The following is a 25715-nucleotide window of genomic DNA, read 5'->3' on the forward strand; positions in this document are numbered from 1 at the left end:
AGCTACGCCTATTTATGAAATAGCATGGTTACATCAATCGCATCGAAGAGATATTCCTGGTTACAAAAATCACACCGAATATCTATTTTGCCCTGCTCTTCTAATAACTCCTGAGCCTCTTTCTCGCCAAGGATATTAATAACCTGCCGCATTTTCTCCAAACTGCAACGGCATTGAAATTGGGTACGACGACTGTCAAAAACGCGTACCTCTGTTTCATTATATAGGCGATACAGTAGCGTTTGGTTATCTAAAGTTAACAATTCTTCTTCACTTACGGTTTGCCCTAGTTGTACCGCATACTCCCAGAACTGCTCTCGTTGCACCGTATCTTGCCCTGGCATTAATTGCAATAACATCCCGGCAGCAGCATTTTCATTCACCGCAAGCCAAACACGTGTAGATATTTGTTCGGATTGAGCGAAATAATTCATTAAATTTTCACTCATTGATGTGGACTGTAAAGGCACCATACTTTGGTAGGAGTTGGTTTGATTATCTTGATTAATTGTCATCACCATCTGTCCACTCAGGAATGCTTTAGCATAATCCTCAGTTTCCAAAGACTCTTCAAAACGAGCAAAAGCCCTTACATTCAACTCATGATCACATTGAACCAAGAGCAAAGACAGACGCTTGTCCCCTTGAAATTGTAAATTCAAACTACCTTCAAATTTAATGCTGGATGCAAGTAATAAGCAGGAAACAATGGCCTCACCCAACAAGTTCTTAACCATAGGCGGATAATTACGTTGCGCCATAATCGCTTGATAGGTTTGTTCAATGTGTACTATTTCACCACGAATATTGGCGTGTTCAAAAATAAAGCGTTGCAGGGTATCGGATTCTTTCATAACAAACTCAAAGACATTATTACCTTGATATTCTATCTTAATTTTCCCCATAACCCAAATAAGCCATAGACAAACTCCGCTTTTCTGTATGGAAATGAGAATAATCTTAACACTATTTTTATTCTTTTTTAGTGGAGAAATTCCTACAGTGAACTATGATTAAAAGGATCCCACATAAAAAAGAGAGGACTTATCATGATTGATAAAAACATACTAATACCAATTATTAAAACCTTAGATAAAGTCATTTTAGGTATAGAGGAGGTTGAAGAACCTAAGTCATTGGATGCACGACAACAATTTATTGAAATTGACACAGAAGAAGAGTTTGACGTAGAGCGCTCGATGAATTAATTATTGATTCATCCTGTCAGAGAAGCAATAATCGCTCTTTTTGAGCGAGAACCAGAAAGATGCTAAATAGCCAACAAATGGCGGCCGTAAATTATATAGACGGGCCGTTATTAGTTCTTGCAGGAGCAGGTAGCGGCAAAACACGAGTCATCACGCAGAAGATAGGCTACTTAATTAATGCGTGTGGGTATGCGGCCAATAGTGTATGTGCTGTAACATTCACCAACAAAGCAGCCAGTGAAATGCGTGCTCGGGTGGCCGCAGTTCTTCCTGCCGCAAATCGGCGGGGATTAAAAATTGCCACCTTCCATACTTTAGGTTTAAGCATGATTAAGCGCAACCTGGCTTTATGTGACCTAAAAAAAGGCTTCTCCATCTTTGATAGCGAAGATTGCTTACAAATATTACGCAGCTTTTTGCCTGCCAATAAGGCAACTGAGCGTGAATTTCTGATGCAGGTTCAACAACGTATCTCGCGCTGGAAGAATGATCTACTTACTCCAGAGGAAGTGTTGCGCAATCCTTCTGATGCCCTTTTGTATGCTGAAGCAGCCGTACTCTATCCGCGCTATCAACAAGCCTTGAAAGCATACAATGCAGTTGATTTTGATGATTTAATTCGCCTTCCAGTAACCTTATTAAAAGAACATCCTGCGGTTCGCGAATATTGGCAAAATAAAATTCGCCATTTATTGGTCGATGAATATCAAGATTCAAATACCAGTCAATATCTTTTGGTCAAACTACTCACCGGCCTGCGTTCCCAATTTACCGTTGTGGGCGATGACGATCAGTCCATCTATGCCTGGCGAGGAGCAAAACCCGAAAACTTACAACAATTGCAAGAAGATTATCCTCAGTTAAAAATCATTAAATTAGAGCAAAACTATCGATCAACCAACATTATATTAAATGCGGCAAATCATCTCATTGCGAATAACCAGCATCTTTTTGATAAAAAATTGTGGAGTGATCTGGGGCAAGGCGAGTTATTGCGAGTAGTTCGTTGCAAAGATGAAAATGATGAAGCGGAGCAAGTGATCGCAGATTTAATTAGCCATAAGATGCGAGCCAGAACTGAGTATGGTGACTATGCAATATTGTATCGCGGCAATCACCAATCACGGATCTTTGAAAAAGTACTGCGCCACTATGGTGTCCCCTATCACATTAGCGGTGGCCAATCCTGGTTTGCCAAAGCAGAGATTAAAGACATCTTCGCTTATTTAAAATTATTGTGTAATGACGCGGATGACGCCGCCTTCTTAAGAGTCATCAATACGCCTAAACGAGGAATTGGGGAAGCAAGCCTCGATGTTCTGGGGAACTATGCACAAAACCGTGGGCTTAGTCTTTATAAGGTAATGGATCATTTGGCACTCAGTGAACGTATCGCCGAAAAGCCACGGGCGGCCTTAGTGCAATTTAAATCCTGGATGGAAGAAATAAAAAAACGCATTGCCTCATCCGATGCCATAGTGGAACATTTAAAGCAAATGGTTGAAGACAGTGGCTATGAAGCCTATATCTACGAACAATGCGACACACCCGCTAAAGCGCAAAAACGGATGGATAATGTCTGGGAGTTATTGGAATGGGTTGGCCGTTTATTAGCAAAAAAACCAGAACATACCTTAACCGATGTTATCAACAAATTAATCTTAATTGACATCTTGGAACAATCTGATGAAGAAGATAATGATTCGATACAGCTCTTGACCCTCCATGCATCAAAAGGATTAGAATTTCCTTTTGTGTACCTGGTGGGTATGGAGGAAGAATTGCTGCCGCATCGAGTCAGTATTGATGATGACCAAATTGAAGAGGAACGACGTTTAGCCTACGTAGGCATTACTCGGGCGCAAAAGGGTTTATGTTTTACCTTGGCAAATCAACGACGTAAGGCTGGAGAAATGCAAGATTGTCTGCCCAGTCGATTTCTAGAGGAATTGCCCACGGAGTATCTGGAATGGTTTGGTAAAAAAGTAGCGCCTTGTGAAGAGCGTTCAAAAAACTTGGCTAAATCGCATTTAGCTGGTATTAAAAATATGTTGAATGGTTCTTAGCTGCTTTGATATATCATTCAATAAGTTCCTCTTCTTCGTTCGAGATGACTTATCTCAGGACTTGAGCCACATCGGAACTCCATGTTAGGTCATGGGTTCAACCGACAAGTTATTGCCAAATTTCCGTAGCATAAGAGTAGTGATGACGTATTTCAGATGCCCTGATATACTGAATTTTATGAAAAGAAATATTATCCTACTCATCGTTTCTTTTGCCATGTTTATGGAAGCTGTTGATACCACGATTATTAACACAGCGATTCCTGTCATGGCGCATAGCCTCAATGTAAACCCTATTGATTTGAAATTAGCCCTGATTAGCTATCTGCTAAGCCTTGCTATTTTCATCCCTATTAGTGGCTGGATTGCCGATAAGTATGGTATTAAAAAAGTATTCATCACCGCTATTTGTGTATTTACCTTAAGTTCTGCCTGGTGCGGGTTCACGCAAAGTCTTGGCGAATTAATTTGTGCACGCGTTATCCAAGGCCTGGGTGGCTCCTTAACGATGCCCGTGGGCCGACTTATTATTTTACGCACTTTTGAGCGCCATGAACTCATTGCCAAAATGAGCCAGGTCGTGATGGTCGCAGCATTAGGAATGATGTTGGGCCCTTTATTAGGGGGGATCATTTCCTATCATTTCTCTTGGCGCTGGATCTTTTGGGTCAACATTCCTGCGGGCATCTTGGCCATCTATCTTTCCCATAAACGCCTGCCTTTAATGCCATGCCGGCAGGTTCCACCGTTGGATAAGTTAGGCTTTGTACTTTTTGGTAGTGGCCTGGCCTTACTTACCTTTGGCTTATCTATGCTTAGCGAATCCGACATTGCTCGCTCTCATACTCTGGTAGTTCTTATTTTGGCAGCCATCTTGCTGGTTGCCTACATCAAACATTCTCGCCATAAAAAGCACCCCATTATTAAAGTAGAACTGCTGCAATTGCGCACCTTTGCGGTTGCCGTCAGCAGTAACTTATTTGCTCGATTAAGCTTTGGAGGGACTCCCTTTTTACTGCCCCTACTCTTGCAAATTGGTTTAGGTTATTCCTCACAACTATCAGGATTCTTACTTACACCAATTGCCTTAGGGGTGTTTTTGGTTAAACCCATGTCAGTATACATCCTTCGTTTGTTTGGCTATAAAAAATTACTCATCTTAAATACAATGTTGCTTAGCATTGCCTTATGGTCTTTGTGCCTCATTAATGCTTCCTCATCAATTTATGAGATTAGCTTGCTTACCTTTATTTATGGTTTCTTAATTGCGCTGCAATATACGGGAATGAATTCTTTAGCCTATGCCGAGGTCAGCGAAGACAATATGAGCGCGGCAACCAGTATTATGAGCACCATTCAACAATTAGCTCAAAGTTTTGGGGTTGCGGCCGCTGCCATTATTATTAGTATTTTTACAATTAATCAGCAATTATCGCTTAAAGCACTCCATCAAACCTTCGCAATGCTGGGAATTCTGACGTTTTTATCTGGGGCAATATTCTTGACGCTCAAAAAAAATGATGGTGAAGAACTACTTAAACCTGGATTATAGGTTAGATATTTCCGAAAAAATCCCCTATTATGTGCGCGCATTACCTGCTTTTTTATATTAAATTGAAAAAATTTAAAAATATTTAATAAAAAAACAGCACAATTAATAAAATAATGCTACAATGGGCTGGTAACAATTTAGGAAATTATCATGTCAGAAAAAATTCGCGGTACAGTAAAATGGTTTAATGAGTCCAAAGGTTTCGGATTTCTAGAAAGTGGCGGTACAGATTATTTTGTGCATTTCAGTGCAATCCAAGGTAGCGGGTTCAAAACTCTTGCCGAAGGTGCAACTGTAATGTTCAAAGCTAGCAAAGGTCAAAAAGGACCACAGGCTGAAGACGTAGAAGTAGTTTAAACCTTATTTCTAGCGCTCCGTTCATACTTAAAATGTTACATTTTAGTGTGAACGGGGCGTTTTTTTTTGCATTTTTTTTTGCAAGCCCCATCTCTATACTCTAAAATAACGGGTTGAATGATCCTGCGCCATTAATCCAATACAAGGAATCGTATGATGAGCAAAAAAATTGCCGTTATTGTTGGAAGTTTACGTAAAGAATCTTATAACCGTAAAATGGCCCATGCGCTCATGGCCGCAGCCCCTGAATCATTAAACTTAGACATTGTTGTATTTGCCTCTGCAATTGCCTTGGATATCCATGACAATTGCACTAAAATAGCACACTAGCGTTCACCCCCGCTGCAAATAACTGGAAAAAATAAAGGTAAAAAGGTACATTGCAGCTCTTAGTAATACACAAATTCCCATTGAGGAAGAGAGGAATAATGCAAAAATCAGCACAGGTAACAGAAGACCTATCAATTGTGGAATCATTTCCGCTTGCCATTATTGTAGGCGTGTTCAATCGACACATAACTCAGAACTTACAGGATGGCGTAATTACTCAGCTACAAAAGCGCGGCATTGAAAAAGAACATATTAGTGTCTATGAGGTTCCTGGTGCTATTGAAATTCCTTTGATCGCGAAAAGATTAGCGATGTCTAATTCGGTACAATCAATAATAACATTAGGTTCCGTTATTCGCGGTGATACCAGCCACTATGATCTGGTCTGCAACATGGCTAGCGAGGGCTGTATGAACGTTTCATTAAAATATGATATCCCAGTCATTTTTGGCTTATTAACAACCGAAAATGAAGAGCAAGCTTGGGATAGATTAGGCGGAAAACACGGGCATAAAGGTATAGAACTGGCGAATGCGGCGATATCCATGCAACAACTTTTAAATCAATTACCGCAGTAACTATAGGTAGTAACTCATGGCCAATCAATACGAACAATTTGAGCAGCGTAAACAAGATCACATTAAGCTTTCCCTAATGCATGAAAACCAAACCGCTGACTTAAGTAAATTTGACAGCATTTATTTAGTTCATGATGCCCTGCCCGATCTTAATTTTGATGAAATAAATATAGCGGGCATGCGATTTGGCCAAATTGTCGCCAAACCATTTCTAGTAAGCTCAATGACGGCAGGACATCACCGAGCAGAACATATCAACCATCATTTAGTTGAAGCCTGTTCGCAAAGTAATTGGGCTATGGGCGTTGGGTCTCAACGACGTGAACTGATGGATCCTAAGGCGGCATTCGAATGGACTCATCTACGCCAGAGTTTTCCAAAGGTACAGTTATACAGCAATTTAGGGATTGCCCAATTAATAAATACCCCGCTTGCCGACATTCAACGTTTAACCGATGCATTACAAGCAAATGCATTAATCATTCATTGCAACCCATTGCAAGAATGCATGCAACCCGAAGGCACAACGGATTATAAGGGCTGCTGGAAGGCTTTAGAACAATTAGTTAAAAAGTTCCATTTACCTATTATTATCAAAGAAACAGGCTGTGGTTTTTCTCAAAAAACCATGCAGCGCTTGACTGATATCGGTGTTGCCGCACTCGACATAGGCGGCTTAGGTGGTACGCACTGGGGACGCATTGAAGGTCACCGAGCAACTCAAGACCCTATACGTCATCAAGCAGCAATTACCTTTAAAAATTGGGGCATTGATACTGTGACTGCGGTACAGCAAGCTACGGCATTAAAACCTGCTTTTGAAATTTGGGGATCTGGTGGTGTCGCTAATGGCTTAAATGCGGCGAAGTTATTTGCGTTGGGCGCTTCTACGGTCGGTTATGCGAAACCAATGCTTGAAGCAGCCATGGACTCTACAGAACAAGTCCTTTTGCAGATGCATACGATTGAATATGAATTAAAAGTTGCGATGTTTTGTACCGGTAGCCGTGTGCTTGGCGATTTAACACAGAAACTTGCTTAAAGAATCAGACTACGTTTACTGCTAGCTGATTTGATTGCTGTTTAAGGAAAACCTGGTTGTCAGCAACCAGGCTACATTATTTGATAATCTGTGGTTTTATTCGACTACTTCTTTCTTTTCTTCAAGGCTTCGCGATAAGCCAAGCTTCTCTTTCAAACGTGCTACTGCATCAGGATCATATTGACGTGTTGTTTTATGTTTTACAACAACCGCTGATCGCGCAGGCGGGGCTGAAGCTTGTGCGGAATACGAGCGAGCTGGATACGTAGGAAAATAATCATCTGAAGCAACTTGTTGGCTCGATGTTTTCGGCTGATAGCTTGACTGTTGCTGGTTTGAGTTATATGGCGTTGTGCCTTTTTCTGCCATCAATTTGCGCGCATTGCGAACGCTTTTTTCAACTCGTTTTTTAATCTTTGCAGCAGCATGATCTGCTTCTTCAGCACTGACCTCAGCTACTTCATTACCCTGCAAATCGACGCGCATTTCACGTGCTTTCAAACAGGCTAAATAGTCAAGACGACGCGTAAATAATACTACGGCCTCCCTGAGCTTACTCTTAGAAATACCAACCTCAGCAGCTTTATCTGCATGCAGCAAAATATCATTCATAATCCCAGCCTTTAATGGACGGATTCGTAATGAATTATCAAACGCAGCAGGAAAATTAGCCGCAAGCCATAACAACGCATCAGAGCGTGCTTTTTTAGACTGGTTTTTTTGAGTTTTATTAATAACAGCGGTGCGCGGGTGCAGCTCCTGTTTTCTCATCAGTGTACCCTTTAGAAATTGGTTGCTCTATTCGAAAATAATATGCTCATTCACCTTCTGAATGAGCGCACAATGTACAATGTTTAAAGGTTGTTTGCAAGTACTCTAAGTAAGTTCGTCTTTTTCCAAGAGAAACATCAAAACTCAGGGTAGAAAAAAATCCAATATTCGGCCTATAATTAATTTAAATTGAAACTACTATGCATATCTATGAGACGATTATTTATAGCTTTCTTTTGTGCCTTTCTGCCCTGGACTATTTTTCTTATGAATGATAATCCCGGAGGTGCCTTCGTTGCCTTGGTAATGCAAGCAACACTAATTGGCTGGCCATTTGCCTCGGTGTGGGCTTGGCGTACCCAATACCCCTCCGAGGATAAGGACACAAAAAAAAAGAATCCTTAATACCAAAATCCTCACCAATAATTCGCATTGAACAATAAGGAATACCATGTTAACTCGTGTTATCGTAAATGGAGCCAGTGGTAAAATGGGGGCATTGGCTTGTGAAACGCTCAACGCTCATCCTGAATTTACCTTAGTTGCTCAACTTGGCCGACAAGATAATTTAGCGCAAATAATTCATGATACCCAAGCACAGATTGTGGTTGATTTAACGCGAGCAGATACGGTGTATCAAAATAGCCTGACCATTATCAATAATGGGGCTCGTCCCATCATTGGTACCTCAGGGTTACTTCCAGAACAAGTAAACGAGTTAGCTATAAAATGTGAAGAGCAAGGTTTAGGTGGCGTTATTGCTCCTAACTTTTCCATTAGTGCCGTTTTAATGATGCTTTTTGCAGCAAAAGCGGCAGAATACTTTTCTGAAGTAGAAATTGTCGAAACCCATCACCAGCAAAAATTGGATGCACCTTCCGGTACAGCATTAAAAACCGCAGAAATGATTGCCGCCGCAAGGAAAGCCCCAAAGAACCAGTTAAACTTAAAAGAATTAATTCCTGGCGCTCGTGGCGGCACCCATTGTGACATTAATATTCATTCGCTGCGTTTACCCGGAGTCTTAGCTCGCCAGCAAGTCATTTTTGGTAATGCCGGAGAAACTCTTTCTATTACTGATGACAGTATCAGTCGCAATTGTTTTATGCCCGGTATTGTCTTGGCGTGTCAAAAAATTATGACTTTAAACAGGTTAGTTTATGGTTTAGAGCATTTATTGTAGGGCCGACTGATGCTGGCAACCCAAACTATCTCGGCTGGTCGGTAAAGCCCTGTATTGACAGTGGCGCAACGGTGTTTGCTGAGCTTTTAAGCCCAGCAAACAGTTTACTTTATAAATGTTCCTTAGCTAAGCACCATTAGTTGCGAGCAACGATGGTATTTATAATGATAACTCGGTAACTTTTTTCGATTGCTTGTTCCTCTCAAACAGCTTGGTCCAGTTAACAGTTAGCTTATCAACGAGCTCATCATGTTTTAATACAGATGCTTCGATTAGCTGTCGCAACTCATAAACTGACTTTGTAGCCTCGGTACGCGAGGTATCCTGTACCGGTCGGGATAATATAATTTTCATGATTCCTGCCATACGAACGATATTATTAGGACCCGCTCGCGGATCATCCATTAACTTTTTAATGTCAACAATACCAGCCGGTGCGCTACGCTCTGAAGCAAAAAAATACCACGACTTTTTCTTCTCCTCAGGAGCCGGAATAAATTGCGTCATATCGTTAAATAATAAAAATAAGGTATCGTAAAGCGCGGTACATTTCTCCTCACCTAACTCTGCGGCAATCAAACTACACCCCAACTGCTCTTTAGGTAATATTGGCGACCCCGTACTAACCTTTCTAATTTCATTATTGGTGGCAAGGCGGTCATCATAAACTAAAGCTTTGTCATGATTTAAACGTCTAATAATTTCCGCAGCGATATCGGCAGGTAAATACTTGCCTGGTGTTTTTATGCCCTCCGAGCCGGGGGCATTATGCCCTGCATGTTCATGATGATGACGTGAAAGATAAATATCTACAAAGATATTAACAAAGTTAATGCGGTCTTGCTCTACATCACCATATTCAGGCCAGACCCCATATTCATACTTGTACCGGCACATTGCGTCAGTGTGAATTGATTCTATTGCCTTTCTATCCTTACCACTGACGCATGAGCCAAAAGAATAATCTTTAGAAACAAGAAACATTAATTGTTCTAAAGAACTTAAAAATAATTCTCGTCCGCTATAATCCAAGAAATTGGTTGTACCAACTCCCGAATTTAAAACGGCTTTGTAGCTCAAAAGAAGCGGCTTTAATTCTGGGATAGTTTTCTGCCGTATCTCCATAGCACTCACCACCGCCACGATATTCGGATCCGAAGCAACCGTGTAAAGTGCTATTTTTGCCGCATTAAATGGATGGTTCGTTTTTATTATTCGGGATGCGAAGGGATGCTGTTCCATTTCGGCATCCGCTATGTTCTTTAAATCACCATCAGGTAGCCATTTTGAAATATTAATCAATGGCAGGCGAATGGGACTAACTAAGGTTTGTACTAAAATAAATTGTTCCGGCGTTGCTTTTGCTGTTGCCCGTGTTAAATTTCTAGAAGTGTACAGCCGCATCACTTCAACCGGCCATTTATTAACACCATCGCGTGGCACAACATGACTTCCACGATACTTTGCTGCATATAAATCCTGTAAGTTACCTTCTTCATCCATGATATGTGAACTATGTACCGCATGATTGGGAAGCATTGGTAAGAAACGATGACGACTACATATAAAGGAAAGCACCGCCTCAAGACTTTCGTTACTTTTAAGAGCATATTCTAAAAAATACTGTTGATGCTCAGGCAAAACCCAATACCATTGAGGAAGCGTCCTAACTTGCGCCAAAGTATCCTTATATTCTTCACGTGCCAGCATCGGCTTAAACAACTTAAATCGTGCATCGATTTCTAGCTCTGACTCGTTGGAAAGGGCCATAATCATTTTTTGCTGATGTATGGGTAACTCTAAAAACCACATCGGTAGTGGTAATACTTGCCCGGCAATCTGCTGCAAATCATTATTCAAATTAATGGCATTTAACTTAATCTCTTCCCATTTATCGAGAAATTTATCAAAGTCATCAACTAAATCAGTAAGGTCTGAAGGTAAATTGCAAAAATATGCTTGCCTGAAATGAAGCGCAGGAGCAGAAAGCTCCTGAAACCAATGCGGCGTTTTAGGACAGTTTTCTGCTTTTATTTGGCGAAACTCGTCTAAGGTCTCTGGCTCATAGGGCAGCAAAACCTTATCCACTTGCACGGTGCCCATAGGCGTTAACGTTACTAAATCAGGACGACCTCGTAACATCAAAACATATTGTTCCGCTTCATTTAATAATTCGGTTGCATCCTCTCCAGACTTATTCCAAAGCAAACGGATTGTGTCGACAAGGCTGGTTGTGAGAGTCTTTAACTCTATTTGTAGCTCAGAAACACGCGTTGCCGTATTCGCGTTAAAATTATAGACCTGACGGCACTGCTCGATGTGCGTTCGAATCACCTCAACAGGATAATGAGGATCCGTCCATGGGCGTGGGCATGCCTTGAGAAGATATTCAAATGCGTGGCAATAACTATCGACCTTTTTTTGATAACTTAAACGGTAGTCAGGCTTATGAGGGTCATAGGCTTCCACGACATAGCCAGGAAAATAACCTTGTAAAGTAGATACCAGCCCCGTAAGCGTACCCTTGGGTACACGCAAAATTCCTTTTGTCATTGATAATTTCCTTACTACTTAATAGTCCCTGGATTCCCTCGGAAGTAATTTACTTTGAAATATTTTTTCAAATAAGTACTCCTGTATCACTACTATTATTGTATAAATGTTTCCACGAAACAATTACAATGATCAACTTAAATTTACAAAAAAACATGAAAAGGAGTTTGCTAATGGGATACATAGTGCAACATTATGTAGGTGGTCAATTTGTAAACGACACGAACACCACAAGTCACCCTATTTATAATCCAGCCTTGGGCGAAATCATTGGACAATTACACTTCGCCTCCAAAGCACTTTGCGATAAAACCATCAGTACGGCAAAAGAAGCGGGCATTGCCTGGGCACAAACACCTGCAATTAAAAGAGCCCGCATTCTTTTTAAATTTAGAGAGCTAATGGAAAAGCATCAACTGGATTTAGCCCGTTTAGTAACCCAAGAACACGGCAAAACCATTGATGATGCCAAAGGTTCGGTCGCCCGCGCCATTGAAGTAGTCGAATTACATTGTGGACTGCTCAATCAACTTAAAGGCGATTATTCTACAGAGGTAGCTGGCGGTATTGATTGTCATACGCTCAGACAACCTCTTGGCGTTTGCGTAGGTATTTCACCATTTAATTTCCCGGTAATGGTTCCCATATGGATGATGATCCCCGCAATTGCCTGTGGTAACTCCTTTATATTAAAGCCCTCAGAACAAGATCCTTCTGCTTCAGTGCGTTTATTGGAATTATTAAGTGAGGCGGGTTTACCAGCAGGTGTTGCCAACTGTTTACAGGGTGATAAAGACACGGTGGATTATTTAATTACCCATCCTGATGTTGCAGCAGTTACTGCTGTAGCCTCAACGCCAGTAGCTCAGTCCATTTACACTAAAGCAACCGCGCATGGCAAACGTGCTCATACTTTTGGCGGTGCCAAAAACCATTGTGTGGTCATGCCTGATGCGGATATGGATCAAGCTGCATCTGCAATAGTAGGCGCAGCTTATGGTTCTGCCGGTGAACGTTGCATGGCCATTTCCGTTGCTGTAGCCGTAGGTGATCAGGTAGCGGATGCCCTAATTGCCAAAATGACACCACAAATCCAAGCAATGAAAATCGATGCCGGTGATGTAGCTGATACCGACATGGGACCATTAGTGAGCAGCGCGCACCGCAAACGAGTCATGGCCGCAATTGATCAAGGCGTGCATGAAGGTGCGCAATTAATTATTGATGGTCGAGCCTATAAACAACCCGCTCATCCCCAAGGCTTTTTCATCGGTCCCTGCCTATTTGATAAGGTCAACGAGGAAATGTCCGTATACCAAAATGAAATCTTTGGTCCGGTATTACTCGTCGTGCGCGTTAATGACTTTGAACAGGCGCTCGACTTAGTCAATAGACACCAATTTGGTAATGGCACCGCGATTTTTACTCGTGATGGATACAGTGCACGTGAATACTGTCAACGTGTGCAAGCAGGAATGGTTGGTGTGAATATCCCTATCCCCGTGCCTGTAGCAAACCACCCCTTTGGTGGCTGGAAACAATCATTTTTTGGTGACATTAGCTTACATGGTGATGAAAGCATTTATTTCTATACCAAGTTAAAAACTGTGACCAGTAAATGGCCTACGCATGCCTTAAAAGGAAGTGCGTTTATTATGCCAACCCATGATTAAAACATAGGTCGATTATTCGAACGGAGAATTAGATGGCAAAAATTGGATTTGTCGGACTTGGTCATATGGGTTTACCTATGGCCACAAATCTCATTAAAGCAGGACATCAGGTTACAGGATTTGATTTACAACAATCAGCCCTGGAACGTTTTGCAGCAAGCGGAGGCTTAATTGCAAAAGACATTGCTGATGCGGCCCGTGGACAAGAGGTAGTCATTACCATGTTGCAAACAGGGCAACAAGTGTTGCAGGTTTGTCATGGTACTGAGGGCTTGTTCAGTACGATTGCTAATAACACCTTATTTATTGACTGCTCAACTATCGATGTCAACAGCTCACGAGAGGTGCACCAGCTCGCTAAAACGAAACAGCTTCAGGTGGTGGATGCGCCAGTATCTGGAGGCACAGCTGGGGCTAGCGCAGGAACGTTAACCTTTATGGTAGGGGGAGAAAACGAGGCATTTCAACTTGCCCAGCCAATCCTTGCTGCCATGGGACAAAAAATAATCCACACTGGTGCTGCAGGAAGTGGGCAAGCAGCAAAAATTTGCAATAACATGATTCTCGGTATTTCCATGATTGCCATTTCTGAAGCCTTTGTTCTCGCAGAACAATTAAATCTATCCCCACAAAAATTATTCGAAGTAGTAAACAATGCTTCTGGCCAATGTTGGGCGATGACGAAATATGCTCCTGTTGCAGGGATTCTGGAAAATGTACCTGCCAATAATGACTATAAACCTGGGTTCGCTGCAGCCATGATGCTTAAAGATCTATTACTTAGCCAAGACTGCGCTCATGCAGTTAACACCAACACTCCCTTGGCCGAAAGAGCAACCGCTCTTTATCAGCAATTTATCGATCAAGGGCTTGGTGATAGCGATTTTTCAGCTATTATTAAACTAATAGCTCGTGGAAAAGAGGTTTAACATGCAAGCGAAACCATCACCTCACCTCCTAACTCATACAGAAGAGTCTTTGGCTGAATTTTGGTCTGAAATTGCCCAGCAAACAATTCAATGGATGCGTCCTTGGGACACCGTACTTTCCGGTGATTTTAAACAAGGAACGATTCGTTGGTTTGAAGGAGGAAAACTCAATGTTAGTGCTAATTGCCTAGACCGCCACCTGCCCCATAAAGCAAATCAAACTGCAATTATCTGGGAAGGAGATGATCCGGCGCACCATAAGGAACTAAGTTTTTCTGAATTGCATGCGGAAGTATGCCGTATGAGCAATGTGCTCAAAAAACTCCACATTAAAAAAGGAGATAAAGTCGCAATTTATTTGCCAATGATTTCCGAAGCAATTATTGCGATGCTTGCCTGTACACGCATTGGGGCCATACATACGGTCATATTTGCCGGCTTCTCTGCCCATGCGTTACAACAACGTTTAATCGCATCCGAATGCAAATGCATAATCACCGTAGACAGCTTTTTTCGCGGAGGTAAACCTGTTGGACTAAAAGAGCAAGTTGACGAAGCCTGTGAAGGCATCTCCTTACAACGTCTTATTATTAAAAATAGCAATTCCGAGATTCACTTTGATAGAAATCACGACCATTGGTGGCATGAATTAAGAGAGCAGGTTGATGCTCATTGTGAACCTGAACCTATGGATGCCGAAGATCCTTTGTTCATCCTGTATACCTCCGGCAGCACTGGCCAACCTAAAGGGGTCGTACATACGACAGGGGGATATCTTGTCCAAGCTGCTTACACGCATCAACTTATCTTTGATTGTAAAGAAGATGAAGTATTTTGGTGTACTGCGGATATCGGCTGGATCACGGGACACAGCTATGTGGTTTACGGCGCCTTGTGTAATGGGATAACCAGCCTGGTTTATGAGGGGATACCCACTTGGCCCGATGCTTCTAGAAATTGGCAAATTATTGATAAACACCAGGTGAATGTATTTTACACAGCCCCAACCGCCATACGTGCGCTCATGCGTACCGGTAATCAGTGGCTGGGCTCAAGCAGTAGAAATTCTTTGCGCTTGCTAGGCTCCGTTGGAGAACCCATTAATCCTGAAGCCTGGGAATGGTACTATCAACAAGTAGGTAAAGGTAAATGCCCAATTGTAGATACCTGGTGGCAAACCGAAACCGGGGCAATTATGATCAGCCCCCGCCCTCATGAACCCTCCATCAAACCGGGTTCAGCCAGAAAACCAATTCCAGGAGTAATTCCGGTCTTGTTAAATGAACAACATGAGGAAATCACTGGAGCAGGCGAAGGATTTCTGGCGATGAAATATCCTTGGCCCTCTATGGCAAGAACAATTGCAGGAGAGCATCAACGTTTTTGTCAAACTTATCTACACAATGGTTATTACATTACAGGAGATGGCGCCAAACGTGATGAAGATGGCGATTATTGGATCACCGGGCGTGTAGACGACGTCATTAATGTCTCTGGTCATCGTTTGGGCACGGCAGAAATTGAGAGCGCCTTGGTCAGCCATATCATGGTTGCAGAAGCGGCCGTCGTTGGTATTCCTCACGATCTCAAAGGCCAGGGTATTTTTGCTTATGTCATTCTCAAAGATGAGGTCACCCTCAGCAGTACTTTAGAAATGGATTTAATTGAGCAGGTGAAAAAAGAAATAAGTGCCATTGCTAAACCTGATGTCATTCATTTCACCAGTGAACTTCCCAAAACACGTTCCGGTAAAATAATGCGTCGTTTCTTACGTAAAATCGCCTGTAAAGAAGTTCAGCATATTGAAGAACTAGGTGATTTATCAACATTAGCCAATCCTCAATCAATTGAAATCCTCTTAAAAGAGCTCAGTAAGTAACCCATTTGTCCTGGATGCAATAAGGCATCCAGGACAAATGATGAGCATAATTCTGGATCTATTTTCACAAAAGTTGTATCATTAAATTACCGCATGCTTTTATTTGAGACAAATTATGTTTAAAGTGACCTTGCATCAAGAAGACTATGCTTCTATCGCAGAGGAAGTACGAAAGCAATTGCGGAGCGCATTGCCCGCTAGTGAATTTGCTCGCGGAGAGATTCTTTTTGGCCCAGAGTTTATGGCCCCAGCATTGCGCATTGATACTCCTTCGACAAAAGTTGAATTTAGCGAGAAGGAGCAAAAATACATAAAGGAACTACGAGCTCAAATTAATCACAGCGACATTAGTCCGGAAGAAAAACGACAAAAACAGCAGCACCTGGATAGTATTATTCTCTTTGGACAAATATTATTTGCCCAATCATCCTGCCTGCATTTCTTGAAAAAACCCGTTCATCAACCGAAACCAGATTCAGCAAAGACATCGGCAGATATGCCAGAACTTAAAGCCCTTTTAAAGAAGTTAACAAATCTGGCCGAAAATGAGGGCATCCAGCATACATCCTCAAGATTTGAGGTTTTATCAAGAAGAAAAGAATTTAACCAATGCTTATCAGAAATCAAGCGTGAACTCAAAAGCATGTCATTGAGTATGGAAGAGAAGAAAACATTTTTGCATAACCTACATAAGGCTCGCGACTTTTATTTGCAGGCGAATGATTTCAACTTTACCTATGCAAATAAATCAAGCCGAAATTTTTCAGCATTCTTAACTAACTATGAATATTATGGTTCTAAAGTTTCATTAGCCGCATCGCTTATTGCCGTTGCAGCCACGGCTCTTGCGCTTATCCCGCCATTGGCTCCCATAATGGGTCCTATTGCCTTAGCAGCTACGTGCATTGGCATGGCAATTGGTGTACCTTTGGCATTAAAAACCGTAGGCACAATGATTTATAATCTTATTCGCTTTGGTGCAGCCCCTACACCGACGGAGTTGGCAACAACCGCATTAGTAGGTACCAGCATCGCATTAATGGGCGCTGGAAGCTTCGTGTCCGCGGCATTACAACAAGGTTTAATAAGCACTACCGCGGCAACGGTAACGCAAAGCCTGAAAACAATCAATGATACGATTAAAATGGTTGGTAGTATTGGTGGCAGTATTATGGCCGATCAAGCCCGCCAAAAAGTTAATCAATATAAAGCCGAGTTGGCGGATATGCAGAAGGATGAGCCCAGCAATGATTCAGCATATCAGCCGCAGACAGGTTAATCAATTGAGCCTCACTTACTTAAAAGGAAGCCGTAGGCTTAAGCCTTGCAGCCCAGCCTACATGCATCTTAAACCTCGAAGCGGGATACGTTTACTGTAAATCCAGCCACTGATTTAACAAAAGAATCAACTCATCCACTCCTTCTTTTTTCAAAGAAGAAAAAGCTTGAACACTGATTAAATGACTGGCAAGTTCATAATGTTTACGTACTTTTAAAACTGTATTTTTGACGTCACTGCGGCTTAATTTATCTGCTTTAGTCAATAGAATATGCACAGGCAATTCACGATTCAATGCCCAATCGATCATCATTTGGTCTAGATCTTTTAAGGGATGGCGCACATCCATTAACAACACCAAACCTCTTAAGCTTTGTCTGACATCAAGATAATGTGCTAAATGCTTTTGCCATTCCATCTTTATTTGCAAAGCGACCTTGGCATAGCCATATCCTGGCAAGTCCACCAAACGGCGCTCATCATCAAGAGAGAATAAATTAATTAATTGAGTTCGTCCTGGCGTTTTACTGGTTCGAGCTAAGCCTTTAATTCCAGTCAAACAATTTAACGCGCTGGATTTCCCTGCATTGGAGCGTCCTGCAAAAGCGACCTCATAGCCAGTATCGTCAGGCAAATGAGTTACTCGCGCGGCGCTTTTTAAAAATACTGCTTTAGCATAAGGATTTTCTAACATAAAATATACGGCATTGGGATTTAAACCCAGGCAGTGTACCATTGTTTTACGCTTTTATATAATTTTTGCAAAAATTAGCGTGCCTTAGCCTTAATACAGAGAATTTCATGAAAAAATTTGCACTAGCAATTATTCTGTGCGTCCCGCTCCCCAGTTATGCGCAAGAAAATACCCCAACAATCACAAATAAGGCGATGGTCTGTAGCGCCTGTCATGGACTATCAGGCAATAGCCCCAACCCCGAATGGCCCAATCTGGCGGGGCAACACCCCAAATACTTCATCAAGCAACTAAAAGAGATGAAAGATACATCGCTACGTGATGCGCCCACCATGAGCGGCTTAGTTGCCACTATGAGTGACCAGGATATGGATGACTTAGCAGCATATTATGCTAAAATACCTTTGGTTCAAGGAAGCACTCCTAAAGAATTTCTGCAACGCGGAGAACAGCTTTATCGAGGAGGCGACTTTACAAAACGGATAACTGCCTGTATTGCTTGCCATGGTCCGAAAGGTACGGGTAATGCTCAAGCTGGCTTTCCAGTACTTTCTGGCCAACATGCTGCTTATACACTATTGCAATTGCTCGCATTTAAAAACGGCAAACGCAAGAATGATTTAAATCATATTATGCAAGACATCAGCAGCAGGATGAGCCGAGAAGATATGGAAGCTGTAGCACATTATATTGAAGGTTTACACTAGGGAATTTAAACATGTTAAAAAAACTATTTTGTTTCTTCTTACTTTTACCCACAATGGCTTTTGCTGCGGCTTTTGTTGAAGGCAAAGATTATGTTGTGGTCTCTAATCCTCAGGCCGTAAAGAGCAAAGCGCCTATTATTCAGGAATTTTTTAGTTATGGTTGTCCTTGGTGTTATAAGATAGAAGCACCACTACATCAATGGGTAAGCTCCTTGGGGAAAGGTGTCGAGTTTGAACGTGTTCCCGTGGTATTTAAACCCAGCTGGGAGCTGTATGCTAAAGCCTATTACACTGCGAAAACGCTTGCGCTGTCAGATAGATTAAACCCCTTATTATTCAAAGCCATTCAGATAGATAGAGTACCTTTAGAATCGAAGCAAACGATGGTTAATTTCTTTGTTTCCCAAGGCGTTGATCGGGAAATTGCGAAAAGTGCTTTTGAAAATTCACCAAGCATTGATATGAAAGTACAAACGGGTATGTCATTAATGGGTGCTTATCAAATTAGTGCAGTTCCCGCATTTGTGGTCAATCAGAAGTATAAGACTGATTTGCAATTAGCAGGGAGCCCTGAGCGTTTGATGGAAATATTGAATTATTTGGCAAAGAAATCAGCTTAAGAATATTGAGTCTCAGGAACCCTTATTAGCACCACGTAATAAGGGTTCCTCCCCGCGTTCAACAACATACTATTATCATCACGGACAAGAGAGCTATTAAATTCGCATAATGCAATGGCATTGCTTTACACCCCATCTCCGGGATTTTCCAAGCTTAAAATTCCAGTGTTAAAATCATAAGCAAAAAGCTCTGCATAGCGTCCCCAGTCAATCATGGTACGTAAAACACGCTCGGCTTCTTTTTCACTTAAATAATCTTCGAGCTTACTTAAGAAACGTTCTTCAGAAACGCGATGACCTACTTTTTCATCTAAAATACGGCTGATGTAGCGGGCCAATGGTACTTTTTCTAATAAGCGTTGGGCGAATAATTGCTTACGCTCTTGTAAATCTGCTTCCGAAAATTGTTTACCTAAATCACTTAACTGAATATCCCCTGCTGAAACTTTTGCAAAACCTAAAATTTCCAAGGTTTCTAAGATTGGGAACAGATCGTCAATATTCATCATCAATTCATCCGCCAACTCTGGCAAATCAATGCGCTCTTCAAACGAGGTCATCGTTTCAATCAAACCGGTTAATTCAGAAGGTTCCACATCGGGCAAACGATAACCTAAACCAATTTGACGTTCACGTTGAGCGCGCTGAGCCTTTTCTTTAGGGCCTGTCGTCATTAAGGTATAAATCTTATCAACCAAGGCACGAAACTCTGGCGATTCAGGGTCGCGTGGTTGTGGTAAAGTTACGGGTAACTCCGCGCGAATGTAGCCAGGATCATTACCAAAAATGACTATGCGATCCGCAAGAGTGGCCGCTTCGTCAATATTGTGGGTTACTAATAAAATACCATTAGTGTTGGTTTTCTTTTCTTTCAATAACTCCAGCAAGTCTGATTTTAAGTTTTCCGCCGTCAATACATCCAATGCTGAAAACGGCTCATCCATTAATAAAACATCTGGGTTAATAACTAACGCTCGGGCAAAACCAACCCGCTGCCGCATTCCCCCTGAAAGTTCTTTAGGGAACGCAGATTCAAAACCATCAAGACCAATGATATCAATTGCCTCAATTGCACGATGGCGACGTTCTTCACGGCTAACACCTTGCGCCTCAAGGCCTAATTCCACATTTTCCAAAACAGTAAGCCAAGGCATTAAAGCAAAGGATTGAAATACCATCGCAATCCCAGCAACCGGGCTGGTAACAGGCATTCCGCGATAGGTTACCGTGCCACTTGAAGGAGGGACAAGACCGGCAATGATTCGCAGTAGGGTGGATTTACCTGAACCCGACTTACCTAATAATGCGACGATTTCGCCTTCTTGTAATTTAAAATTAACATCTTCAAGCACCAGCAAATCTTGCTCGGAAGCTTTTTTGAAGGACTTACGTAAGCTTTCTATAGCAATAATAGTTTCAGGCATAATCGTCTCAAGCTAGCGAAATGGTAAACAGACCCTAATTAAAATTAAACCGCTCTTCTGCCAAACGGTACAATGGGCGCCAAATAAGGTGATTAAACATCAGTACATACAAACACATCATTGCCGTACCTAAAGCAATTTTGGGAAAATTACCGGTTGCCGTACTGGCCTGAATGTATGCCCCTAAGCCCGTTGCTTTCAAGGTAGTATTACCCCAGCTCACCCATTCAGCAACAATACTGGCGTTCCAAGCACCACCTGCAGCAGTAATTGCCCCCGTTATATAGAACGGAAAAATTCCCGGTAAAGCTAAACGCTTCCACCAAAGCCAGCCTTTTAAACCAAAATTATTAGCCGCCAGGTAGAGATCGCGTGGGATTGATGACGCCCCCGCAATGACGTTAAATAAAATATACCACTGGGTGCCCAAGATCATTAAAGGCGTTACCCAGATTTGTACGTTTAAATTAAATTCAACTATAGCAATAACAAATAAAGGGTAAAATAAATTGGCAGGAAACGCGGCAACAAATTGAATTACTGGCTGGATCCGTTGTGCAAGACGTGGTCTTAAGCCGATCCAAACGCCAACCGGGATCCAAATTAACGAACTTAATATAATCAGAATAATAACCCGAGTACCTGTGGCTGCCCCCAACAAGAATACATGCAGGATGTCACTCACTTTCAGTTCGGCTAAGATAAATCGTAATAAAAACCAGCCCCCGCTAATCACACAGACTAAAACCGTGATATTCCAAAAACGATCGAGGAGCTTTTGTTTTTTTAAATCGACTTCCTTTATTTCCTTAGACTCACTGATACGAAACCAACGCGCATTAACAAAATTATCGGTCAAGACATTAATCATCTCCGCAAATTGCTTCATGAGGCGACTACCACGCATCCAGTCGATCAACCAGGATTGGTATTCTGCGTCATCGGGTGATACTTCAAATTTAAACTTTTCAGACCAGGCAATTAAGGGACGAAAGAGTATTTGGTCGTATAAAAAAATAACGATGACCATCGTTAAAATCGCATAACCAACCGCATGCAAATCTTTTTGTTGTATTGCCAAAGCAATATAAGAACCCATGCCAGGCAAACGGATATTTTGATGCGCCACCGAAATGGCCTCGGATAAGACCACGAAAAACCAGCTCGCGGACATAGATATCATCATATTCCATAATAATCCAGACATGGAAAAAGGAACTTCTAATTTCCAAAAACGCTGCCAGGAAGAAAGACGAAACATAGAAGAAACTTCCTGCAAATCATGAGGAAGCGTTTTCAATGATTGGTAAAAACCAAAAGTCATATTCCATACTTGAGCGCAGAAAATAGCAAAAATTGAGGCGCATTCAGGGCCTAATAAGCTGTTTGGAAATAAATGGATAAAGCCGGTGACCGTAATCGATAAAAAGCTCAAAACAGGTATTGATTGTAAGATATCAATAGCGGGAATAATTATTTGTTCAGCACGCCGATTTTTAGCCGCCAGAAGCCCTACGGTAAAGGTAAAGATGATGGAAAAGAACAAGGCAATAAACATACGGATTACCGTACGCAATGCATAAAAAGGCAAATTTTCTGGCTCGAGAGAAATGGGTATTTGGTCTCCTAATTGATAAGGAGTTGCCATTTGTGAGCCCGCCCAGCCAAAAAAGAACAGTACTGCAAAAATTAAAATTAATAACAGTAAATCCCAGCGATTGATAAATCGACCAACTCTATCAGGATTAGCAAAGTAAAACCGACTGTTGCGCACAATGCCCCCTTAATTATTTTGTCGATATAAAACACGCGAGGATAGCATAAACGGTAGGTAAGTCATAGGTAAACACCTTCTATTCCCGTGAACATTTGCGCTAACAATTAACCTGCTCTTGGTATTATTTGGTTTATAGAAGACCAAATTCGAGACTCATCAAGGCGCCGTTGGCGCACAGGCCGAAGAAGTCGGCGACTGGTCATGTTCCGTGTTACACTAAGAGCGTGTAATATAACCTGTTATCCGCAGGCAAAACCGCTCGCACCTTCTTCGGAGCAATTTATACAAAGCAACCGCTTACCGAAAACCTGATTGATACTGTTCAAAATAATTCCTTTTTACTTTTGAACTTCCTACAACCTCAAGATTTTAATGTGATTTTCACAACATGAAGTATCTACTACTATATTTTTAAGGTATTGACTGTTGATACTATGAAAATGATAAAATTCATTAATACAAATACTTCAATAAGTTACATAAAATTCAGGTTGCAAATTGTGCAGCCTAGGCTACTAAAGGGTTGCAGTCATGCCGCGGGAAATTTCGTACCTTCATGAACCAACCCCCTTTTTATGAAAATTTTTAACACTTTATTTTTTACAGAAAGCCGATGTGTTTGGTTCTTTTTGTGATTCTTCATAGGTAAGAGTATTATTCCCGCTATTAAAAAAATTATTACCATTCATCAATCTCGTTAATGCTTTCATTTTTACTATATCATTATTCCTTTCTTCAGTAGTTCTATTCAGAAGGCAATCCATTTGAAACATAGAAAGCTCTCCAGCAGGAAATCTTAAGCTTGCGTCTATATCTTTTAGTTGTTTATCTTTAATATAGTTATTGATAGTTTTTAGAAATTCTGTTTTACCCTTTTCCTCTGCGATAGCTAAAGCGCTACATAAACCATAATTTATTTCAATTTTTGAATTATTCAATATTTTATTGAATAATTCTTCATTATCTTTTCCTACACAAATTGCAAGGGGTGAATATCCATCTGTTCTAATTTTGTTAGGATCAGCATTATAGCTTAATAGTAGTTCAACGCATTTGGTCCATCCTTTTTGACAAGCGTAACTCAAAGGAGTGCTTTCATAACTTAGTATTCCTTGTACTTGATTGATAACCTCTGGCGCATAATTTGACGTATGCTTCAAAAAGAGTTTTGCTGCTTTAATATTTGGTTCACCTTTATCCATCATTATCAGATTACTAATGGCTGCGAAACCGGAATGACATATTACAAACGGATTAGCTTTCGCGTTTAAAAGACTTACCATTTCTTGATTACGATTATCGATACACGAACGTATTAAAAGTGTCTCCCCTTTGGTATTTTTAAATTCAGGGTTTGCTCCATTGTTTAACAATAACTCAAATACTTCTGAAAATTCTTTTTGATAAGCAAAAATCAAAGGGTATGTATAGTCATTTTTTATTTTTATTTTCATATTTAAATCTATATTTTTAACTTCCTCTAAAAATATTTTTAAAGCACTTACTCGATTATTTGCCAGAGCAAAGGTAAAAATTGATAATGTGTCTGAGTTAAATTTAGCGACCGAAATTAAGTTATACAAATCTTCTTTCTTTATTTTTTCGTATTCTTTTCCTACAATAAATATTGTAATCAGTGTTTTTTTTGCTTCTTCTTCGAGTTTACGCACATTGGTAATAGTCTCGAGAAATTCATTATTATTTATATTAAAATCTAACAAAGATTTTTGATATAAATATTCTGTTTTGATGGCTTCAGATGGTTTTATTTTTCTTAATGATTGCGCTTTTTTGATGTGGTTTTTAATTTCAGCAATTTTAGTGCTTTCATTCATTACTTTAATTGTTTTTGTCTCAAATCTTGATTCCTGAGCTATTAAAGTATTTTTTTCCTTTTTAATTAAGGGTTTTTCCTGAAATAATTTTTTTTCAACATCTAGCTCATGTTGTTTATTTTTCATACCTTCTAAATGAACTTTAAAATAATTTAACCGAGTTTTACTTTCAAAAATTTCAAAATAAACACCTATATCAATTTGCTTGATAGTTTCTTCTAATTTATGTTGATAGCTATCATAAGATTCGATTTTTTCGTCAATTGAATCTACAGTCTCAATTTCTTTGCTTTGCTCATATAAATTTTTTAAATTGCTTTGATATAGATTTTCAAATTCTTCAATCTTATTTTTATAAATGGTTTTTGTTATTTCAACAAAGGGTAATATACCTGTAAAACAAAAGTCTTTTATTCCAAAATCTTCAACTAACAAAACGTTTTCTAATTTGTCTTTTATATTAAGAAATAGAAAACTTCCATTTCTATCAAAAAATGCTCGTGCAACTATTTTTTCATTAGTTTTATTTCTTTCTTTTTCAAACTCAACCGTAATATGAAATTCTGCATTTTGATCTGATTCTCGCAAATTTTCATAGATACTAATATGATAATCAGATACTGTATAATAAACACTCTCTATCATTAATCGACTAGCTTGTTTTTTTTTAGGGTTCAATAAGTAATACTTTTTTTCTTCATTACTAATAACATTGTAAGTCGAAGTTATTAAAGAAGACGCATTTTTTTTTGCTGTATCTTTTACTAATTTATAAATTAAATTTTCCATTTATATACCTTTCTTTTTTTTTGATTTTCATTTTTTTACACAAAAACAACCGTCGTGGATAACCTTTTTATGCAAAATTTTTAGCCTGATTTTGAATTCATTACTGTATTTTCAATTTCTTCAATAGCTTCTTGCGCAGGCAAGAATTGTACACCAAAAGACAAGAGAATCCTATAAGCAAACATACTGGTATTATTTTAACCTCAAGGCGCCGTTGGCGCACAGGCCGACGAAGTCGGCGACTTGTCATGTTCCGTGTTACACTAAGGTTCTGTATTTTAACCTGTTCCTTGTATGCACCTTACCCTGAAAAAACTTCTGCTCAAAAATGAGAACTGGTACCGCTACCGCCAGTTTTATTCAGAACACGGAGGAATCAGAGAATGTGTGGACTACAGCATCAACTAACGGGATTACTCCGTCTTTTTTTCACAATCAATAACGCCAGTCGAACTCATTGCTTATAAAC

General features: G+C 40.5%; 21 protein-coding genes. 14 read left to right on the forward strand and 7 right to left on the reverse strand.

What is annotated here, in order from left to right; genetic code table 11:
- Nucleotides 1-8 precede the first annotated feature (8 nt).
- On the reverse strand, nt 9-854 hold the full coding sequence (hslO, locus tag ACQY7T_RS02485) for an Hsp33 family molecular chaperone HslO (protein WP_428411180.1): 846 nt from the start codon (nt 852-854) through the stop codon (nt 9-11).
- Nucleotides 855-1049: 195 nt separating this feature from the next.
- On the opposite strand from hslO, the gene ACQY7T_RS02490 reads away from it, so the two are divergent.
- From ACQY7T_RS02490 to fni, 7 genes are all read left to right on the forward strand, one after another.
- A complete protein-coding gene (locus tag ACQY7T_RS02490) occupies nt 1050-1208 on the forward strand; it encodes a hypothetical protein (RefSeq protein WP_252579836.1) in 159 nt (52 codons plus the stop codon).
- Between the two features lie 59 nt (nt 1209-1267).
- Nucleotides 1268-3274, forward strand: a complete 2007-nt coding sequence (locus tag ACQY7T_RS02495) for a UvrD-helicase domain-containing protein (RefSeq protein WP_428411136.1) — start codon at nt 1268-1270, stop codon at nt 3272-3274.
- A 178-nt stretch (nt 3275-3452) separates the two neighbouring features.
- Nucleotides 3453-4826, forward strand: coding sequence for a DHA2 family efflux MFS transporter permease subunit (locus tag ACQY7T_RS02500; RefSeq protein WP_428411137.1), 1374 nt, complete (start codon nt 3453-3455; stop codon nt 4824-4826).
- Between the two features lie 150 nt (nt 4827-4976).
- The gene (locus tag ACQY7T_RS02505) at nt 4977-5183 is read left to right on the forward strand and encodes a cold-shock protein (RefSeq protein ID WP_058534402.1); all 207 of its coding nucleotides are present in this window, start codon (nt 4977-4979) and stop codon (nt 5181-5183) included.
- A 153-nt stretch (nt 5184-5336) separates the two neighbouring features.
- Entirely contained in the window at nt 5337-5513 is a 177-nt protein-coding gene (locus tag ACQY7T_RS02510) for an NAD(P)H-dependent oxidoreductase (RefSeq protein ID WP_428411138.1), read from the forward strand.
- 98 nt (nt 5514-5611) lie between these two features.
- A complete protein-coding gene (ribH, locus tag ACQY7T_RS02515; RefSeq protein WP_428411139.1) occupies nt 5612-6091 on the forward strand; it encodes a 6,7-dimethyl-8-ribityllumazine synthase in 480 nt (159 codons plus the stop codon).
- 16 nt (nt 6092-6107) lie between these two features.
- Nucleotides 6108-7133: a type 2 isopentenyl-diphosphate Delta-isomerase gene (gene fni / locus ACQY7T_RS02520; RefSeq protein WP_428411140.1), complete on the forward strand. Its 1026-nt coding sequence runs from the start codon at nt 6108-6110 to the stop codon at nt 7131-7133.
- A 96-nt stretch (nt 7134-7229) separates the two neighbouring features.
- Here fni and ACQY7T_RS02525 read toward each other — a convergent pair whose 3' ends face one another.
- Nucleotides 7230-7904, reverse strand: coding sequence for a ProQ/FinO family protein (locus ACQY7T_RS02525; RefSeq protein WP_428411141.1), 675 nt, complete (start codon nt 7902-7904; stop codon nt 7230-7232).
- A 451-nt stretch (nt 7905-8355) separates the two neighbouring features.
- Here ACQY7T_RS02525 and dapB point away from each other — a divergent pair, with 451 nt between their 5' ends.
- Nucleotides 8356-9087: a 4-hydroxy-tetrahydrodipicolinate reductase gene (gene dapB / locus ACQY7T_RS02530; protein ID WP_428411142.1), complete on the forward strand. Its 732-nt coding sequence runs from the start codon at nt 8356-8358 to the stop codon at nt 9085-9087.
- 159 nt (nt 9088-9246) lie between these two features.
- Here dapB and ACQY7T_RS02535 read toward each other — a convergent pair whose 3' ends face one another.
- Complete coding sequence (locus ACQY7T_RS02535; RefSeq protein WP_428411143.1) at nt 9247-11640, reverse strand: oxidoreductase; 2394 nt, start codon at nt 11638-11640, stop codon at nt 9247-9249.
- Nucleotides 11641-11813: 173 nt separating this feature from the next.
- Between ACQY7T_RS02535 and ACQY7T_RS02540 the strand changes: the two genes are divergently transcribed.
- The 4 genes from ACQY7T_RS02540 to ACQY7T_RS02555 all read left to right on the forward strand — a co-directional run bounded on the left by ACQY7T_RS02540 (nt 11814) and on the right by ACQY7T_RS02555 (nt 17400).
- A complete protein-coding gene (locus tag ACQY7T_RS02540) occupies nt 11814-13313 on the forward strand; it encodes a CoA-acylating methylmalonate-semialdehyde dehydrogenase (RefSeq protein ID WP_428411144.1) in 1500 nt (499 codons plus the stop codon).
- 32 nt (nt 13314-13345) lie between these two features.
- The gene (gene mmsB, locus ACQY7T_RS02545; RefSeq protein WP_428411145.1) at nt 13346-14242 is read left to right on the forward strand and encodes a 3-hydroxyisobutyrate dehydrogenase; all 897 of its coding nucleotides are present in this window, start codon (nt 13346-13348) and stop codon (nt 14240-14242) included.
- A 1-nt stretch (nt 14243) separates the two neighbouring features.
- Entirely contained in the window at nt 14244-16121 is a 1878-nt protein-coding gene (gene acs, locus ACQY7T_RS02550) for an acetate--CoA ligase (RefSeq protein WP_428411146.1), read from the forward strand.
- A 115-nt stretch (nt 16122-16236) separates the two neighbouring features.
- Nucleotides 16237-17400, forward strand: coding sequence for a hypothetical protein (locus ACQY7T_RS02555; protein WP_428411147.1), 1164 nt, complete (start codon nt 16237-16239; stop codon nt 17398-17400).
- 91 nt (nt 17401-17491) lie between these two features.
- Here the strand turns inward: ACQY7T_RS02555 and yihA are convergent, their stop codons facing one another.
- The gene (gene yihA, locus ACQY7T_RS02560; protein ID WP_428411181.1) at nt 17492-18094 is read right to left on the reverse strand and encodes a ribosome biogenesis GTP-binding protein YihA/YsxC; all 603 of its coding nucleotides are present in this window, start codon (nt 18092-18094) and stop codon (nt 17492-17494) included.
- Between the two features lie 107 nt (nt 18095-18201).
- Between yihA and ACQY7T_RS02565 the strand changes: the two genes are divergently transcribed.
- Nucleotides 18202-18801, forward strand: a complete 600-nt coding sequence (locus ACQY7T_RS02565) for a c-type cytochrome (RefSeq protein WP_428411148.1) — start codon at nt 18202-18204, stop codon at nt 18799-18801.
- Nucleotides 18802-18812: 11 nt separating this feature from the next.
- Nucleotides 18813-19421 carry a thiol:disulfide interchange protein DsbA/DsbL gene (locus ACQY7T_RS02570; RefSeq protein ID WP_428411149.1) on the forward strand — a complete coding sequence of 203 codons (609 nt, stop codon included), beginning with the start codon at nt 18813-18815 and terminating at the stop codon, nt 19419-19421.
- A gap of 125 nt (nt 19422-19546) precedes the next feature.
- Here ACQY7T_RS02570 and ACQY7T_RS02575 read toward each other — a convergent pair whose 3' ends face one another.
- The 3 genes from ACQY7T_RS02575 to ACQY7T_RS02585 form a co-directional block, all read right to left on the reverse strand.
- A complete protein-coding gene (locus tag ACQY7T_RS02575; protein ID WP_428411150.1) occupies nt 19547-20845 on the reverse strand; it encodes an AAA-associated domain-containing protein in 1299 nt (432 codons plus the stop codon).
- Between the two features lie 34 nt (nt 20846-20879).
- Nucleotides 20880-22619, reverse strand: a complete 1740-nt coding sequence (locus ACQY7T_RS02580) for an ABC transporter permease (RefSeq protein WP_428411151.1) — start codon at nt 22617-22619, stop codon at nt 20880-20882.
- Nucleotides 22620-23215: 596 nt separating this feature from the next.
- Entirely contained in the window at nt 23216-25246 is a 2031-nt protein-coding gene (locus ACQY7T_RS02585; protein WP_428411152.1) for an ankyrin repeat domain-containing protein, read from the reverse strand.
- Nucleotides 25247-25715: the final 469 nt, after the last annotated feature.

Origin of the sequence: Legionella sp. (genome assembly GCF_965140895.1) — a bacterium.
Taxonomy (GTDB): domain Bacteria; phylum Pseudomonadota; class Gammaproteobacteria; order Legionellales; family Legionellaceae; genus Legionella.

Bases quoted from the DNA above. Each gene is read 5' to 3' on its own strand.
- hslO (WP_428411180.1), bottom strand. From the start codon at position 854: ATGAAAGAATCCGATACCCTGCAACGCTTTATTTTTGAACACGCCAAT.
- ACQY7T_RS02490 (WP_252579836.1), top strand. From the start codon at position 1,050: ATGATTGATAAAAACATACTAATACCAATTATTAAAACCTTAGATAAA.
- ACQY7T_RS02495 (WP_428411136.1), top strand. From the start codon at position 1,268: ATGCTAAATAGCCAACAAATGGCGGCCGTAAATTATATAGACGGGCCG.
- ACQY7T_RS02500 (WP_428411137.1), top strand. From the start codon at position 3,453: ATGAAAAGAAATATTATCCTACTCATCGTTTCTTTTGCCATGTTTATG.
- ACQY7T_RS02505 (WP_058534402.1), top strand. From the start codon at position 4,977: ATGTCAGAAAAAATTCGCGGTACAGTAAAATGGTTTAATGAGTCCAAA.
- ACQY7T_RS02510 (WP_428411138.1), top strand. From the start codon at position 5,337: ATGATGAGCAAAAAAATTGCCGTTATTGTTGGAAGTTTACGTAAAGAA.
- ribH (WP_428411139.1), top strand. From the start codon at position 5,612: ATGCAAAAATCAGCACAGGTAACAGAAGACCTATCAATTGTGGAATCA.
- fni (WP_428411140.1), top strand. From the start codon at position 6,108: ATGGCCAATCAATACGAACAATTTGAGCAGCGTAAACAAGATCACATT.
- ACQY7T_RS02525 (WP_428411141.1), bottom strand. From the start codon at position 7,904: ATGAGAAAACAGGAGCTGCACCCGCGCACCGCTGTTATTAATAAAACT.
- dapB (WP_428411142.1), top strand. From the start codon at position 8,356: ATGTTAACTCGTGTTATCGTAAATGGAGCCAGTGGTAAAATGGGGGCA.
- ACQY7T_RS02535 (WP_428411143.1), bottom strand. From the start codon at position 11,640: ATGACAAAAGGAATTTTGCGTGTACCCAAGGGTACGCTTACGGGGCTG.
- ACQY7T_RS02540 (WP_428411144.1), top strand. From the start codon at position 11,814: ATGGGATACATAGTGCAACATTATGTAGGTGGTCAATTTGTAAACGAC.
- mmsB (WP_428411145.1), top strand. From the start codon at position 13,346: ATGGCAAAAATTGGATTTGTCGGACTTGGTCATATGGGTTTACCTATG.
- acs (WP_428411146.1), top strand. From the start codon at position 14,244: ATGCAAGCGAAACCATCACCTCACCTCCTAACTCATACAGAAGAGTCT.
- ACQY7T_RS02555 (WP_428411147.1), top strand. From the start codon at position 16,237: ATGTTTAAAGTGACCTTGCATCAAGAAGACTATGCTTCTATCGCAGAG.
- yihA (WP_428411181.1), bottom strand. From the start codon at position 18,094: ATGTTAGAAAATCCTTATGCTAAAGCAGTATTTTTAAAAAGCGCCGCG.
- ACQY7T_RS02565 (WP_428411148.1), top strand. From the start codon at position 18,202: ATGAAAAAATTTGCACTAGCAATTATTCTGTGCGTCCCGCTCCCCAGT.
- ACQY7T_RS02570 (WP_428411149.1), top strand. From the start codon at position 18,813: ATGTTAAAAAAACTATTTTGTTTCTTCTTACTTTTACCCACAATGGCT.
- ACQY7T_RS02575 (WP_428411150.1), bottom strand. From the start codon at position 20,845: ATGCCTGAAACTATTATTGCTATAGAAAGCTTACGTAAGTCCTTCAAA.
- ACQY7T_RS02585 (WP_428411152.1), bottom strand. From the start codon at position 25,246: ATGGAAAATTTAATTTATAAATTAGTAAAAGATACAGCAAAAAAAAAT.